Genomic DNA, 15,469 nt, shown 5'->3' on the forward strand with positions numbered 1-15,469 from the left:
CAAGCGGGCATTGTTGCGTGGATATACCACCCAGTCATTGCGAGCAGTCGTAGACTGCGTGGCAATCTCATAAAATAATAACAAACTCCTGAGATTGTTTCGTCAAAATTTTCAATTTTTCCTTGCAATGACGAAAAAACTTATCCATACAACAACAGAAAATCACACTATAATACCGATTTAAAGATGAAAAAAATTCTTAAAATAATATTATTTATAACTATCTTTATTATACTCGCATATAGTGGGTTGTGGTTTACTATTATGTTCTCTTTATCACACTCTATAAATCAAAAATATGCCGGTACCAACCTTAATATAGAAGAGGCTGATAATAATCCTAATCAGCAATATCTTATTAAGTTTTCTAAAGTTCAGCCATATGGTTTTCCTTTCAAATTAGGTATTTCAGTAATTAATTGGCAAGAAGAGAGTATTAATAGAGTAACTGAATTTACCACACCGATAAATATCGGTTATGATTTACTTAAGCAGAAATTATTTATACATTTTTCCGGAGAAGCATTCGGAAAATTTAAGCCGGTTCAAAGAGGCTTTGGAGTAAGATTTTATAATGAGAACTGTATATTATCAACAAAAATACCGTTAAATTTTAAATTATTTGAAATAGTACGATTTAAAAAAGATTTATTTGAAGTTATAAATTTAATAGAATATATTAAATTTACTTCCGGTAAAACAGAAATTTTTGACTTAGTCGATAATCAAAAATTATATGAAGAAGATCATACTATACTTACTATGTTATTTGACAAAAGTAAGTATTATACAAGTAAACAGGATTTCCTTGATAACATACCGCAAAAATTAGCAATTTATTATGAAACCGAAATAGTACAAAGTAACCTTGAAGATAGAATAATACCTGCCGGCTTATTATTATATAGACCCGCTTGGAATAATAATTTCAAATTTTCCGGTAATTTCTTGATTAGTACTAGTAGTGTGCATTTTAAAGATATTGCTAAAGATTTAACAATTGAAGTTACTAATGCAAAAATCAATAGTAATAACTTTGAAAATAATATTAATTTATTATATAAAGGTAAGTTAAACGATTTCGGCAATAATAATATTGATCTTTTGGTAGATTCGCAATTTAAGCTAAAACCTGGTTTTATAATAGGTTCATTAGAATTTATAAAGAAATATTACGATAAGCAAACCTATTTATTTAAACTTTCTGATAATAAGCTATATAAAGATTTTAATAATGAACTAAGCTATATTTTAAATAATAATAAACAATATAATTTTAGTATTTTTGAAGATAGGGAATATAATTTTAATTTAAATATTAATTTAGTAACTGAATTAAACAAATTAACTAGAGCACAGATAAATGCTTTAAGTCTCTATTCAAACGCATCGGGATTTAATATAACAAATGAAACTATAGTAAATGCTCTTAAAGATTCTTACAGTAAAGGTACGATAATAATTAATGATTACTCTAGAATAATAGATGTTTTAAGTGCATATATATACGGAGTAGGGGATTTTAAAGATTTTTCGGAAGAGAGTAAGGAAGTATACGGGAATGCTTTGAAATCATTTTTAAAAACTATTTCTGATCACCCGAATTCATCTAATTTAATTGATGCTAGCATTGAGTATGTGTTTGATTTGTCCGATTTAAACAAAGCTAAAATAGGTAATATAGATGATATAAATAAACTTATACCTTTATATTATTTATCTTTATATCAAGCAGCAGTAAAAAAAGTGCAACCCGGTGAAAATGTAAAAGAAAAAATTACGGAGTTAATTCCTAATGTTAATCAAAAAATATTAGAGGAATGTATACTCGATGAACTGCGTTAATCATCATTGCAAGCAACTGAAAGGAGCGTGGCAATCTCAGGATTTTGGCACGAGATTGCTGCGTCAAAATTTTCAATTTTTTCTTGCAATGACAGAACAATTTATAAAAATACCAACCATGAATATTATAGTAAAAATACAGCAAGATTTAAAAGATGAAGTAACTAAGTTAAACAATTTAATCATTAGCTGTTTAAAAAGTGATGAAGAGTTAATAGAAAAGGTCGGTAAATATTTACTAGAAGCAGGAGGTAAAAGAATTCGTCCGCTTTTAACTATAATAACTGCTAAAATGTTTGATTATAAAGGCGATAATCATATAAAGCTCGCAAGTGCCGTTGAATTCATTCACACCGCCACATTGCTTCATGATGATGTGGTAGACGACAGCACTTTAAGAAGATTCAAACCTACGGCTAACGTTATTTGGGGCAGTAAAACAAGTATTTTAGTGGGTGATTTCCTCTTTAGTCAGTCTTTTAAGTTAATGGTAGCTTCCGGCTCTATTAAAGCTATGAATGTTCTAGCTAAAGCTTCAGCAATTATTTCCGAAGGGGAGGTAGTACAGCTAGTGAAGTTAAATGAACGACGTATTATAACTATAGACGAATATCAGCAAATAGTTAAATCTAAAACCGCCGAACTATTTGGAACTGCTTGTGCAGTTGGAGCTATTATAGCAGAGCAGGTAGACCATATTTCTAAAGATATGCAGGACTTTGGGAAATTACTCGGTACGATATTTCAGGTTATAGATGACTTGCTTGATTATTTGGGTAATGATAAACAGGTAGGCAAAAATATTGGCGATGATTTCTTAGAAGGAAAAGTTACGTTACCGATGATTTTTTTATATAATAAGTTAGCGCAAGATAAGCAGCTTTGGCTTGAAAATATAATTAAATGTGATAAGCGTACTAAAGATGACTTTGTAAAAATACATGACTTAATGGTAAAGCATGAAATTTACAATGAAACAGTTAATTATTTGAGTAACTTAGAAAATGCAGCAAGTAAGTTATTAAATAAAATTCCGGTTCAGAATATTTATAAAGACTATTTGTTTTCGATTATTAAATTTATTTTGGATCGCTCTTATTAGTTATTTGCATTCGTAGCTCAGCTGGATAGAGCGTTGCCCTCCGAAGGCAAAGGTCGTTGGTTCAAATCCAATCGAATGCACCATATAAGATTTTTATTTTCCATAATATAGATTATAGAACAATTACTTAATATTTAGGATGCATGTCAATATGTTTAGGGATTGTAAAAATATTGAAAATTGACGAATGGCTGGGACGGGAGGATTCGAACCTCCGGATGACGATACCAAAAACCGTTGCCTTACCACTTGGCGACGTCCCAATGTAGAAAAGTAGAAATGTATAGACTTTATACCAATAAATAGCGGAAACGTCAATTACAATATAAATTTATTTCATTATTAAGCCAATTCCTCGCTTGCGTGGATAATAAATCATAAATTTTAGCTCTAATTTTGTTATAATATTCCTTGATATAGTTTATTTCATCAATATTAAGTAGTTTCATATCAGTCAATTTACTAGCATAAGGCACTAGGCTTAAGGTCTCAAACTCAAGCCATCCATTATTTTCTTTTACATACATCAAATTCTCAATCCTAATACCATATTTTCCAGGAACATAAAACCCCGGTTCATTAGATAAGATCATACCTGCTTTAAGTATTGTTTTATTACGAAGATTTATGCTTTGCGGTCCTTCGTGAACACTTAAGAAGCTCCCTACCCCATGCCCTGTACCGTGTGGATAATCTAGCATTTCTTGCCATAAATATTGCCGAGCGAGTATATCAAGATTAGCTCCTGCGATGATATTTTTTGGGAATTTGGCTTTAGCTAAAGCAATATGTCCTTTAAGTACTTGCGTATAACGCTTTTTCTGCTCATCTGTCGGTGTACCTATTACTATTGTTCTAGTTATATCGGTAGTAGCACCTTGATACTGACCGCCGGAATCTATCAGTAATATCCCCTGCCCTTCAATTTTTTTAGCAGTTTTTTGGTCAGCTCTATAATGAATAATAGCACTATTTTCCTGAAATCCGCAAATAGCAGGAAAACTATCCGAAACATATCCCTCTTGTTTAGCTCGTTGCTCTGTAAGCTTTAAACCGAGGGAATACTCGGTCAATTCGTTATTATGTTTTTCTGGATCCCCGTTTTCACGGGGATGACATTGAGAAAAATCAGCAAAAAATTCACATAAAGCTACTGCATCTTTAATATGCAAATCGATTGCATGCTTAATTTCTACATCGTTCTTACAAGCTTTAAGCATTAAGCATGGATCGGTAATTTTTTGTACTTTTTTATCAGCTACTAAGTCCATTATATGAACAGATGCTATAGTATCATCAATAAAAATTCTATAAGCTGGTTTGGAAAGATGTTTATTCTCGCTATCTCTTAAAATATTTTCAAATTCTTCTTCTGGTAAAATCGTTATTTCAGGACGAGCATTAATAATTTCGGCATCGATTCTTGTAGGATTTATAAACAAATATAATTGTGTAGAAGTGAGTATAACTTTTGCAAACATTAAAGGCGTATAAGCAACGTCACTGGCACGCAAATTTAGTAACCAACATATGGAGGAGCTATCGAGAATGACTAAGGCAGATTGCTCGGTGTCATTCCCGCTTTCCTCTATGTCATTCCCGCAAAAGCGGGAATCCAAAAAAATTTCACGACATTTACTTATTTTATCAGTATGACTAACGCCCGCCAACTTAATATCATGCAAATAAACTTTAGAGTTTGGCTCTAGCGGCTGATTTGGCCAAATCTTATCAACTAAATTTCCATTAATCTTCTGAAAATTGAACTTTAAATTTGATATAGTGGGATAAGTAAATAATTCAGAATCGTATCCTATTTTTGCATCTTTACCAAACTTAGATATATCTTTTAAGTCAAAAAGCTTAAAAAGCTCTAAATCCAGCTCTTTATTTGCTTGCTCTAAATAACGTCCATCGGTAAAGAATAATGCTGTATCTTTATATATAATAGCTATACCGTTTGAACCAGTAAAACCTGTTATATATTCAAGTCTCTTTGCATAGCTTGGAACATATTCACTCATATATTTATCGTTAGACGGAATTATATAACCGTCTATATCATATTCTGTGAATAAATTTCTAAGCAGATTAATGCGGATTTTTGTCATGTTTATATCTCTTATGTCGTGCTCTTGCCCGCTTGGAGGCTGAGCCGTCATTGCAAGGAAATTACTTAAGTAATTGACGAAGCAATCCAGTTAAAAAATTCTGATTTACAGAATTTTTTTATTATTTTTTCTGGATTGCCACGCTCCTTGCAGTCGCTTGCAATGACAGCTCAGCATCCAGCTAGGTAACGCTCATAGACGGGAATGACATTTATACCATCCATAATACAAAGGAATACCAAAGATAGTAAAAGAACTAGCTATAATCAGAGTTTTAACAGGTGTTTCATAGATAACCCATGCACAAAAGATAATCGATATTATAGCTATAAGTAAATAATAATAAGAAAAATTTTCTTTTGAGCTAAAAATCATCTTTAAAAAAGCTAAGCTACAAATTAAATAGACGAATAAGAATGTGATTGCCGAGAAATCTATTATTTGTGTAATCTGTTTGGCAAAATTATCATTTGCCGTAAAGACTAATAACGGCACAATGCCAAGGCAGCTTACAATAATTCCATGAGTTGGAGCGTTATTGCTATTTTTCTTAGCAAAAAATTTCGGTAATAAACCGTCTTCTGCAAGCCCAAGAGCTATCTGTCCGCTAGTTAGAACCCAAGCATTGAGCGTACCTATACATATAATCGAGGCTATAACCGTAATTACGCTTGACCATTTACCCCCGAATAATAATGAAGCGGCATCGGCATAAGGAGCTTTAGCACTGACAAGTTCAGAAGCAGGGATTAATCCCATTATACCTATGCTATTAATAATATATAACACTGCTACGCAAAAAGTTCCAACTATTATGGCTCGTGGAATGGTTTTTGCCGGATCTTTTACCGCACCTGCCGTGGTAGTTGCACATTCTATGCCGATAAATCCCCAAAAAGTAAGCAGTACAACTCTTCCCATAATGCTCGGAATGCTTAAATTCTCTACTTCCTCGGCAATAGTTATATTATCTATATTAAAATGTGATAAAGCACATAAACCTACTATAAGCAATGGAACAAATTTTAAGAGAGTTAAATAAAACTCTGCTTTTCCTGTTACTTCAGGACCTTTTAAATTTAAAACCATAATAGCACCTAATAATATGATCTGTAATATTAAGTCTAAAATCGCTTGTGATTTAAAAAAAAGCGTTAGATAACCTATTGCCGAAATGACTACTATACTTGTACTGACAAAGGATATAACCCAGTAAGTCCAACCGGTGAAAAAAGCTATTTTATCCCCGAAATTTTCCCGTACATAAATGTGCGGACCTCCTGTTTTAGGAAATTTTGCACAAAGGGTAGAAAATACAAGTGCTATACTCATAGCACCGAATAATGAAAGTACCCAGCCCCAAATGCTGTATATACCGAACGGTGCTAAACTTAACGGCAAGATAAAAACGCTAGTACCGATTTGACTGCCGGTTACTAAGGCAAAAACCGCCCAGAAACCTAATTTTTGTGACATATTAATCTAATTTCAAGAAACAGCTTTAACATAGCTGAAATAATGATTTTTAGCAATAGTTAAAACTACTATAATTATTTTACTCTTGATTTCTAAACAAAAGATTGATAGCTTTTTAAGCTATCAAAAATAATCTTAGGAGTTAATATGCCAAATCGCACCGCTAAAGTTTATACAGTGAAATCAGGAGATGCTTTATCAAAAATTTCACAAATTATGATACTCCTGTTCAGGATTTAGTTAAATATACTAATATACGCGATCCTAATCATATCGCAGTAGGCTGGGGGATTTCATTTTCCGGTGATTTGCATGATTTTTCTTAAAATAAAGCTATTGGTGTAATAGTCAACTGCAATTGACTTTTTATGGATGTGCTGTAATTGCTAGAATAGTGTGATATTATCTTTGTTTGGTCCATAATACCAAAAAATTCTATAAGCAGCAGGAGTATTATTTTCAGCATAAGCTTCAAATATTTCTTCTCCGTTATGTCCTTTAACAGATTTTTATATTTATGGGTATTTAAACTAGGATGACGAGGGTTTGCCTGTAGATATGCCAGTGTTTTTTTACTGCTTTTAAACGTTTTTCTAATCCTTTATTATTTTCGAGTTCTTCCAAATCTTTACTAGCTTGAATAGTAAAAAGAATTTTCAAAGTCATCATCTAAATATTTACTGAAATCTTCTATAAATTTAACTTGCCCTTTAGCAGAATCTTTAATACCGTTATTTAATTGCGTTAAAACCTTTTTGTGATTAAATAGCCAACTTTCTTTTAAAGGTATTTCCGTATTTTTATTATAAACCCAGTTAAACATATTTTAAAACCTTTATTGATTCTAAAGTGTTACACGCTAAAAGATTTGCCGCAGCCGCAATTAGCTTTTTCGTTAGGATTGGTGAAAGTGAATTGGGATTTGAATTTAGTCTCTACATAGTCCATTTCAGAACCTAGAATATACATTAATGCCTTTGGGTCGATTAGTATCCGTACGCCCTTTTCTTCAACTACTTCATCGAATTGATTTTTACTATCGGCATATTCCACGTAATAAGTCTGACCGGCACAACCGCCTGACTTAACCCCTACCCTAATACCAAAGGTAGGCTTGGCGCGTTTTTCTATTAGCAATTTTACTTGCTTTGCAGCAGAATCGGTTAATGAAATAACATTTTTCATATTTTAAGAATCTTTTTTGCTTTCTTTTTTCTGTTTGTAATCGGCTATAGCTGCTTTTATTGCATCTTCAGCAAGTAGTGAGCAATGTAATTTGACCGGTGGAAGTGACAATTCTTTTGCTATTTCGGTATTTTTAATAGTCTCGGCATCTTCTACCGATCTTCCTTTAACCCACTCCGTTACTAAAGAACTTGAAGCAATAGCTGAACCGCAGCCGAATGTTTTAAATTTAGCATCTGTAATAATCCCGTCATCATCAACTGCGATTTGTAACTTCATAACGTCACCGCAAGCAGGAGCTCCAACTAGTCCTGTACCAACATTTTTATTTTCTTTATCAAGCGATCCAACATTACGAGGATTTTCATAATGATCTATCACTTTTTTGCTATAAGCCATTGTTATTCTCTAAAATTTGGTTTTGTATGTTATACTTGCGTGAATACCTGAGCCGTCATTGCGAGGAAAAACTGTAAGTTTTGACGAAGCAATCTCAGGATATTTGACAAGATTGCCACGCAGCCTACGGCTGCTCGCAATGCCTATATTCTCAATGTACAGCCCATTTAATCTTTTTCAAATCAATTCCCTCTTGCATCATTTCCCAAAGAGGGCTTAATGCCCTTAGTTTATCGATTTTTGAGCATATTAAATTTACTGCGTAGTCAACTTCCTGCTCGGTAGTAAATCTACCTATGCCGAACCGAATTGCAGTATGGGCAAGCTCTTCACCGATTCCCATAGAACGTAAAACATATGACGGCTCTAATGAGGCAGAAGTACAAGCAGAACCGGAGGAAACCGCTAAATCTTTAATGGCAAGGATCATTGATTCTCCTTCAACTCCGGCAAAGCTTAAATTTAAATTACCTTTATATCTTTGATTTTTATCGCCGTTTAAATAAACTTCTGAAATTCGCTTATGTATATTATTTAAAAATCTGTCGAATAAGTAATTTACGTGCTTAGTATCTTTTTCCATCTCACTATACGCTATTTCAGCAGCCATGCCAAGCCCTACGATTAAAGGAGTCGGTAGCGTACCTGAACGCATACCTCTCTCCTGCCCGCCACCGTTTATGAGCGGTGTAACACGCACACGAGGTTTTTTCCTTACATATAATGCACCTATTCCTTTCGGACCGTAAATTTTATGCCCTGAGATACTGGCAAGATCAATATTAAATGCGTTAACATCAATTGGAATTTTACCAAAACCTTGAGCAATATCGGAATGAAAAAAAACGCCCTTTTCACGGCAAATTTTCCCGATTTCCTTTAAAGGCTGAACAACACCTATTTCATTATTAACCACCATAACTGAAACTAACATAGTCTGGTCGGTAATGGCATTTTTTAGAGTTTCTAAATCGATTATTCCATTTGGCTTAATCGGTAAGTATGTGATTTTTATACCTTCTTGCTCTAAATGCCTGCAAGCATCAAGTACGCATTTATGTTCACTGACTACGGTAATAATATGATTCTTTTTATTGCTGTAAAATTTTGCTATTCCCTTTATTGCAAGATTGTTAGACTCAGTTGCACCGGAAGTGAAAATAATTTCTTTAGTATCCGCTCCTATTAACTTTGCTACCATACTCCTTGCCTCTTCAACGGCGTTTTCTGCCTCCCAACCGAAAGAATGGCTGCGTGAATGAGGATTGCCGAACTTGGTAGTAAAATAAGGCAACATTGCCTCCATTACTCTTGGATCTATTGGAGTCGTCGCCTGATAATCCATATATATCGGTAAGGTTAAATTGTTTAATTGTGGGTTCATATGGTTAAATTAATTCATGTTTTGGTATAGTTTAAACAGTCATCGATGTCATTCCTGCGGAAGCGGGAATGACATAAACGGAGCCGTGCAACAACGTAGCTTTTAGCTAGGAATGACATCGTAAATCTCCTCAAAAGCCTCTATAAAAGCCTCTATATCACTTACCGTATTAGTATGGCTTAAAGATATCCTAATCGAAGATTTTGCTTCTTCTTCCCCTACACCCATATTGGTTAATACATGCGATTTAGATATTTTTCCCGATGAACAAGCAGAACCGGAACTTACGCAAATATTATGTAAATCAAACCCAATTAATTTCGCTTGTGCATCCGTATTTGGTATAGTAATTAAGGTAGTATTAGGCAACCTAGCTACGTTATTACTAACAATATTTACATTAGGATATTTTTTTAATTTTTTCTCTAAATTTTCTTGTAACTTTTTGATTTTTATATAATTTTCTGAGATATTGTCTGTCCTCAATGCAGAAGCTAAACCAAATCCTGCAATTGCTAAAACATTTTCAGTGCCTGAGCGTACTGATTTTTCCTGCCCTCCTCCTATAATCATTGGAGTAACTTGAAAATTAGAGCTAGAAATTAAAGCAGCACCACCCTGCCCCCCTCCTATTTTATGCCCTGAAATTGTAGCAAAATCTAATCCTAATGCTTTGATATTTATTGGTATTCTGCCAAAACCTTGCACTAAATCGCTATGAAATTTTGCCTCATATTTTTTAGTTATTTTACCTATCTCAGCTATATCTTGTAAAACTCCGCTTTCATTATTAGCCATTATTATGGAAACTAGTTTTTTACTAGTAGTACTTTGAGCTAACAACTCTTCTAAATGTTCTAAATCAACTAGCCCTTGCGTATTAACACTTATAACTTTAATATTTGGAGCGTAGTTTATATAGTTATAGATCGATAAATGTTCAATAGCTGAAATAAAAATATCGCCGTCATAAAAATTTTTCATTATTAAATTATTACCTTCAGTTCCTGATGAAGTAAAAGTAATATCATATTCTCTAGATGATAAGGTTATACCAAGAGCCGTCGCTATTTGTGCGCGTACCGTTTCTATGAGATTCTTAGCAAATCTACCTGAGCTATGTGCTGATGAAGGGTTAAGCTCCTTGTCCATTAAACTTATTATGAATTCCTTAACTCTAGGGTCGATAAAAGTAGTAGCATTATGGTCTAAATATATCATATATTTAAATTTGAGTTTAAAGCATCTTTAATTGAGATATTTTCAAAATAATCTCTAATATGCTTACCAAGACCTTGCCATAATTTATGCGAATTACATTTTATTGTATCAGGCACGCAAGTTTTAACTGACTTCTTATAGCAGGTAGTCATTATAAAATTTTCGTTAACGGCGTCCATAATATCGGAAATTTTTATTTCTTCTAGGTTACCGATTAAAATATACCCACCTTTCGATCCTCTAATAGCCTTAACTAGATCAGCTTTTTTAAGTTTAGAAAATATCTGCTCTAAATAGTTAAGCGATATATTTTGTTTTACGGACATTTCATTCAAAGTGACCGGTTCGGCACTTGATTTTGAAGCCATTTCAAGTATTGCCATTACGGCATATCTTCCTTTCGTCGTCAGCATCATATAACCAACCTATTAAAACTTACAATTGTTTAATATCTACAATACCCAAGTAATTTAGTCAAGTATATAATTATATTATTTAATAAAAAATTAGCTTGTTAATATAAACTAAAATTTAATTGTGTAAAAACTAGTAGCAGTAGAAAAGAAGGAGAGAATATTATAAATAAGTGTTAATCCAACATTACCTAGGGACGTTGTTGCATGGTGCAAAAAACACCTTCGATATCATTCCTAGCTAGAAGCGGGAATCCAAAATTGCTTTGTCATCATCCAGCAAGCTTGTAGCGGGACCCAATTAAATATTAGTACTTTAAATTATTTTTATGGTCCCAGTGGTCAAGCGAACTAGGTGACATAATGGGTTTTACCAATCCACGCAAACAATGCTGGAGTATGACATTTAGCTGGATGCCTGCTTTCGCAGGAATGACATTTAATTATAAATAGTTAATTTATTAACCACGCCCTCTGTTTGTTGTTCTATTTCTAGCTTTAGGTTTTGAAGAAGCAGCAATATTTTTTAAATTAGTTTGATAATTTTTAATTTTCTCTATTCTTTCCTCTCTTAGTTTTTCATAATGAGTTTTAGCATTTTTTCTGAAACCTACTTTGGTTTCCATATTTTTTACAAAATCAGTAACAAGTATTCGTAGATGCCCTTGAATATCGATTTGACAATTTTTATCTAAAGCACCGGGCATAGTTTCTTGTATTTTTTTACAGCACAGTACATATCTAAAGCTTCAGGTTGATAATGACCGCTATTGTTACGAAGGTAATCAATTTTCCCCTATCATTTATACCTATAACTCCTGCTGCTTCCGCAGGCTTTCCACTTAAAAATGAACCGTGAACAAGATTTTTAGTATTTGGCAAATATTGATTTTTATGAGTACCCATATAAATTGTTCCATCCTCTCCCATTACAAATGCTTGAACATTATTCATGCTTTTACTTTCTTTACCGATAGTAGAAGCTACTTTACCGTTAGCATCAAGTAATCTTTGAGAGACGTAATATTTTAAATTTATGCCCATCCCATATTTGTTTACCTTGAGCTATTTCTTGAAGATGATGTTCTGCAAGTTTTGGATTTGGATGAACTACTTTAACTCTTACAGAATCTACTATTGCATCGTTTAATTTTCCTAACTCATGTTCCGGTATTAAAGCATGCTTAAATTTCTTTATTAATCTATTCCAATTATCTCTAGCTCTAGTTTTGGGATCTCTAAAAGGTGTATCAATATTTCTTCTGACATCTCCAACTAGATAAACTTTATTATCTTTTTGGACTAAGTTATCTTTGTATAAAGGCTCTCCTTCTTGATTTATAAGTGGACCTTTTCTTGCAATAGCAGCTAATTGACCATCCTTATAAAGAATAATTTTTTCATTACTTATGAATTAATTTGTATTTTACCCTGATGATTTAAATTACCAATACCGATACCGTCAATATCTGCAATTTGAATATCTCTATTTTTATCAACAAATTTTCTAATTTCTTCAGAATTATTAATAAATTGACCGTTATCCTTTAATATTCCTTGTATATCGCCGATAGCATAAGTAAATTCTTCTTTGATTGTTTTTGTGTCCTTTATAAGACCTACTGCAGCGAAAATTTGTTGAAAGAAATTTAGATTGCTCTTTACTTCAACATTTTTTACTCCAATAGCTTCTCGTTCATGAATTACCAATTGATCCGGCTTTAAGTAGCCACCTTTATCATAAATATTAATTACTCTTCCTCTTATAAGGTCTACTTCTGTTGCTTCTTTATCTTGTGAAAATTCCTTAACTTGCGGCTCTTCTGCAAACCTTACTTTCTTTTTTTTTTCTTACCCATTTAAATAAATTTATAAAAAAATAACTTTAGGTTTCATTTTAACAATAAAAACTTTTATTTTTTTAATAAAAGGCTGTTTTTTTAGTAAATTGAGGATTTAAAATCACATATTATATGATAACTGATTTTTCTTACATATAGTGCGATAGGTTCTTGTTAATTTGCCAAATAGCGACAAACACTAAACAAGTTGTAAACATTTGTAGTAGCTGTAATAATATGCTTAATTCCGGTATTAATATAATAATAACCGGTTGTAATATTATCGGGACTCCGCTTGAAAACATTACTAACCTTATAGAAGTTTGTATTGAAGTTTTAGTAGTAAGTAAATTAGCTAAGCTATATACTAACAACACTATAATACTTCTCTCTAATAAGAATGTTACAAACCAAAATAATATAATAGCCGGCATACCGAAATAAATAAATAAATTGGGGGCATATAATAAATGATCGGCAAAATATTTTTTTATTATTTCAGGAGTTAAAATTACTTCATTTTGCTTGAATATCTCAGAATAGTTAACAGTACTTGGGAAATTTTTCTTAGTATTGGCTACAATTAAATTTATCTTCAGCTTATTCTCTTCAAGTACAAACGGTATTTTGCTTTTTTCTTTGTTAGAAACTTGATTTTTTGTATCAATGACGACTATTTTATTGTTATTCTTGCTATATAAATATATAGGCTCTACTTCTTCAACTGAAATGTTTGAATTATTATATTTAATTTCCGGTAATTGATTGATAATATATTCAATGTTGGCTGTAACTTTTGATGATTGTATTCCGTTAAAATAATCTTTTAAAGTTATTATGTAATTTAATATAAAAATACAATAAATTATTGATGGAATAAAAGACAAGGTAAATACATATCTTATTCCGTACCCTTGATAGTTTTTATATACATCTTTATAAAACTCTATAGAGCGAATTGATAAATGTAATTGACGGAGTAATGCATTTAATCCTCCTAATATAAATGATAATAAATACATGTATAAGTAATTTATTTAAGTTTTTCAACCTCTTCCTTCTTTAATCCGGTTGAGGTAGCTATTAAATCAGTTTTTACACCAGCTGTGATTAAATTTTTGGCTATATTAATTGTGATTTAAGTATAATTTAGAATTTCTAGATATTAAAGAAAATATTTTAGAACGAGAACTAGAAAATAAGCTAATAGATAATATTAAGGATTTTTTATTAGAACTCGGTCAAGATTTTGCATTTATAGGTAATCCATACCTATAGAATTAGAAGGAGAGGATTATTACTTAGATTTAGTTTTTTATCATGTTAAACTTAAATGCTATGTTGTTATTGAATGAAAAACGGGTAAATTTAAACTTAAATTAACCGAAGAATTTACCTACGAAATGAAAAAGCTATTTACCTAGTCCAAAAGATTTAGCTAGGTTAAAGAAACGAAGAGAAAAAGGATAATTATGAGTAGTGTAAATATTAGTTTAGCAACTCCTGATAATATTACAAATATTTTACCTTTGATGGCTCAACTTGGCTATCCTTCTAGTTCAGAAGAATTAATAGCACGTTTTAAGAATTTTATAAATCGTGAGGGGTATGGTGTTGCTTTAGCTAGTTTAGATAATAAAATAGTTGGATTTATTGCTTGGTCTAAATCGCTGCTTTTCGCCTCAGATAAAACTAGAATTCATATTGAAGCTTTAGTTATTGATGAGAATTATCGGGGAAAACAAATAGGTAAAAAGCTTATGGAATATTTAGAAGAAATAGCAAAAAAATATAGCCTCGTAATCGTTGATCTTACTTCTGGTTATCGATGTGCTAAAGACAGTACGCATATATTTTATGAAGTGCTAGATTATCATAATTCCGGAGAAATGGCTAAATTATATTTAAGAAAAGAGTTATGAAGAATGAATCTGTAAAGAATATACGTTTAACCACTGCAACCGTTGCTGATTATCCTCTAATCCAAAATATGGTACGGTTTTATATATATGATATATCGCGTTATTGTGGGTTTGAATCAGATGAATATGATTGGACATTGCCACGAGATGGTTTATATGAAGCTGATAATTACAAAAAATATTTTATAGAAACGGATAGGAAAGCCTATTGAATTAAATTAAATGACGAAATAGCAGGTTTTATATTGCTTAATAAGGTTGGAACGCATTATAAAATCGATTGGAATATGGGGGAATTTTTTATTATAGCAAGATTTCAAAATAAAGGAGTTGGTAGGCAAGTAGCTAAGCAAATTTGGCAAATGCATAAAAGATTATGGGAAGTTGCGGTTATTCCTGAAAATAAGCCGGCATTAATATTTTGGCGGAAAGTCATTAACGAATTTACCAAAGGTAATTTATCTTGAGGAAATTAAACTTGTTCAAATGAGTGATTATAAGGCCGAAAGAGTTATTTTTGAATTTGGTGCCAATATATTATGAATATAAATTGTAATAGTTGAGATTATA

The 15,469-nt window shown here is 32.0% G+C and carries 17 protein-coding genes, 2 tRNA genes and 3 pseudogenes; 8 read left to right on the plus strand and 14 right to left on the minus strand.

Annotated features, from left to right (window positions below; all coding sequences use genetic code 11):
* Positions 1-186 precede the first annotated feature (186 nt).
* From RPR_RS04715 to RPR_RS04725, 3 genes are all read left to right on the plus strand, one after another.
* Positions 187-1,845, plus strand: a complete 1,659-nt coding sequence (locus tag RPR_RS04715; protein WP_012736808.1) for a hypothetical protein — start codon at positions 187-189, stop codon at positions 1,843-1,845.
* 118 nt (positions 1,846-1,963) lie between these two features.
* A complete protein-coding gene (locus RPR_RS04720) occupies positions 1,964-2,947 on the plus strand; it encodes a polyprenyl synthetase family protein (protein ID WP_085065815.1) in 984 nt (327 codons plus the stop codon).
* A gap of 6 nt (positions 2,948-2,953) precedes the next feature.
* Positions 2,954-3,030 (plus strand) — tRNA-Arg (locus tag RPR_RS04725).
* 105 nt (positions 3,031-3,135) lie between these two features.
* Here the strand turns inward: RPR_RS04725 and RPR_RS04730 are convergent.
* The 4 genes and pseudogenes from RPR_RS04730 to RPR_RS04740 all read right to left on the minus strand — a co-directional run bounded on the left by RPR_RS04730 (position 3,136) and on the right by RPR_RS04740 (position 6,534).
* A tRNA-Gln gene (locus RPR_RS04730) sits at positions 3,136-3,210 on the minus strand.
* A gap of 51 nt (positions 3,211-3,261) precedes the next feature.
* A complete protein-coding gene (locus tag RPR_RS04735) occupies positions 3,262-5,109 on the minus strand; it encodes an aminopeptidase P family protein (RefSeq protein WP_012736810.1) in 1,848 nt (615 codons plus the stop codon).
* 13 nt (positions 5,110-5,122) lie between these two features.
* Positions 5,123-5,235 (minus strand): annotated as a pseudogene (locus RPR_RS08205) (lytic transglycosylase domain-containing protein); the annotation flags it as partial.
* A gap of 15 nt (positions 5,236-5,250) precedes the next feature.
* Complete coding sequence (locus RPR_RS04740) at positions 5,251-6,534, minus strand: APC family permease (RefSeq protein ID WP_012736811.1); 1,284 nt, start codon at positions 6,532-6,534, stop codon at positions 5,251-5,253.
* Positions 6,535-6,681: 147 nt separating this feature from the next.
* On the opposite strand from RPR_RS04740, the pseudogene RPR_RS09135 reads away from it, so the two are divergent.
* Positions 6,682-6,860 (plus strand): annotated as a pseudogene (locus RPR_RS09135) (LysM peptidoglycan-binding domain-containing protein).
* Positions 6,861-7,165: 305 nt separating this feature from the next.
* Here the strand turns inward: RPR_RS09135 and RPR_RS04755 are convergent.
* From RPR_RS04755 to RPR_RS04800, 10 genes are all read right to left on the minus strand, one after another.
* Positions 7,166-7,357, minus strand: a complete 192-nt coding sequence (locus RPR_RS04755) for a hypothetical protein (protein ID WP_085065702.1) — start codon at positions 7,355-7,357, stop codon at positions 7,166-7,168.
* Positions 7,358-7,386: 29 nt separating this feature from the next.
* Complete coding sequence (locus RPR_RS04760; RefSeq protein ID WP_004998325.1) at positions 7,387-7,719, minus strand: iron-sulfur cluster assembly accessory protein; 333 nt, start codon at positions 7,717-7,719, stop codon at positions 7,387-7,389.
* Between the two features lie 3 nt (positions 7,720-7,722).
* Positions 7,723-8,118 carry a Fe-S cluster assembly scaffold IscU gene (iscU, locus tag RPR_RS04765; RefSeq protein ID WP_010977348.1) on the minus strand — a complete coding sequence of 132 codons (396 nt, stop codon included), beginning with the start codon at positions 8,116-8,118 and terminating at the stop codon, positions 7,723-7,725.
* A 151-nt stretch (positions 8,119-8,269) separates the two neighbouring features.
* Positions 8,270-9,502, minus strand: coding sequence for an IscS subfamily cysteine desulfurase (locus RPR_RS04770; protein WP_012736812.1), 1,233 nt, complete (start codon positions 9,500-9,502; stop codon positions 8,270-8,272).
* Positions 9,503-9,604: 102 nt separating this feature from the next.
* Positions 9,605-10,723: a cysteine desulfurase family protein gene (locus RPR_RS04775; protein WP_012736813.1), complete on the minus strand. Its 1,119-nt coding sequence runs from the start codon at positions 10,721-10,723 to the stop codon at positions 9,605-9,607.
* Positions 10,720-11,139 (minus strand): Fe-S cluster assembly transcription factor, encoded by a 420-nt coding sequence (locus RPR_RS04780; protein ID WP_012150915.1) that lies wholly within the window; start codon positions 11,137-11,139, stop codon positions 10,720-10,722. The genes RPR_RS04775 and RPR_RS04780 overlap by 4 nt, the downstream gene beginning before the upstream one ends.
* A gap of 458 nt (positions 11,140-11,597) precedes the next feature.
* The gene (locus RPR_RS04785) at positions 11,598-11,843 is read right to left on the minus strand and encodes a hypothetical protein (RefSeq protein ID WP_004998335.1); all 246 of its coding nucleotides are present in this window, start codon (positions 11,841-11,843) and stop codon (positions 11,598-11,600) included.
* Positions 11,844-11,877: 34 nt separating this feature from the next.
* A complete protein-coding gene (locus RPR_RS04790; RefSeq protein WP_228368806.1) occupies positions 11,878-12,180 on the minus strand; it encodes a hypothetical protein in 303 nt (100 codons plus the stop codon).
* 363 nt (positions 12,181-12,543) lie between these two features.
* Positions 12,544-12,846: a hypothetical protein gene (locus tag RPR_RS04795; RefSeq protein ID WP_085065703.1), complete on the minus strand. Its 303-nt coding sequence runs from the start codon at positions 12,844-12,846 to the stop codon at positions 12,544-12,546.
* Between the two features lie 280 nt (positions 12,847-13,126).
* A complete protein-coding gene (locus tag RPR_RS04800; RefSeq protein WP_012736814.1) occupies positions 13,127-13,999 on the minus strand; it encodes a DUF1189 family protein in 873 nt (290 codons plus the stop codon).
* A gap of 154 nt (positions 14,000-14,153) precedes the next feature.
* Between RPR_RS04800 and RPR_RS09140 the strand changes: the two are divergent.
* The 4 genes and pseudogenes from RPR_RS09140 (at position 14,154) to RPR_RS04825 (ending at position 15,366) form a co-directional block, all read left to right on the plus strand.
* Positions 14,154-14,332 (plus strand): annotated as a pseudogene (locus RPR_RS09140) (PDDEXK nuclease domain-containing protein).
* 117 nt (positions 14,333-14,449) lie between these two features.
* Positions 14,450-14,899 (plus strand): GNAT family N-acetyltransferase, encoded by a 450-nt coding sequence (locus RPR_RS04815; protein ID WP_012736815.1) that lies wholly within the window; start codon positions 14,450-14,452, stop codon positions 14,897-14,899.
* Positions 14,896-15,111 (plus strand): hypothetical protein, encoded by a 216-nt coding sequence (locus tag RPR_RS04820; RefSeq protein ID WP_004998351.1) that lies wholly within the window; start codon positions 14,896-14,898, stop codon positions 15,109-15,111. Before RPR_RS04815 ends, RPR_RS04820 begins: the two co-directional genes overlap by 4 nt.
* A gap of 33 nt (positions 15,112-15,144) precedes the next feature.
* On the plus strand, positions 15,145-15,366 hold the full coding sequence (locus tag RPR_RS04825) for an acetyltransferase (RefSeq protein WP_012719761.1): 222 nt from the start codon (positions 15,145-15,147) through the stop codon (positions 15,364-15,366).
* Positions 15,367-15,469 lie beyond the last annotated feature (103 nt).

The sequence above is a fragment of the Rickettsia peacockii str. Rustic genome, assembly GCF_000021525.1.
GTDB lineage: Bacteria > Pseudomonadota > Alphaproteobacteria > Rickettsiales > Rickettsiaceae > Rickettsia > Rickettsia rickettsii.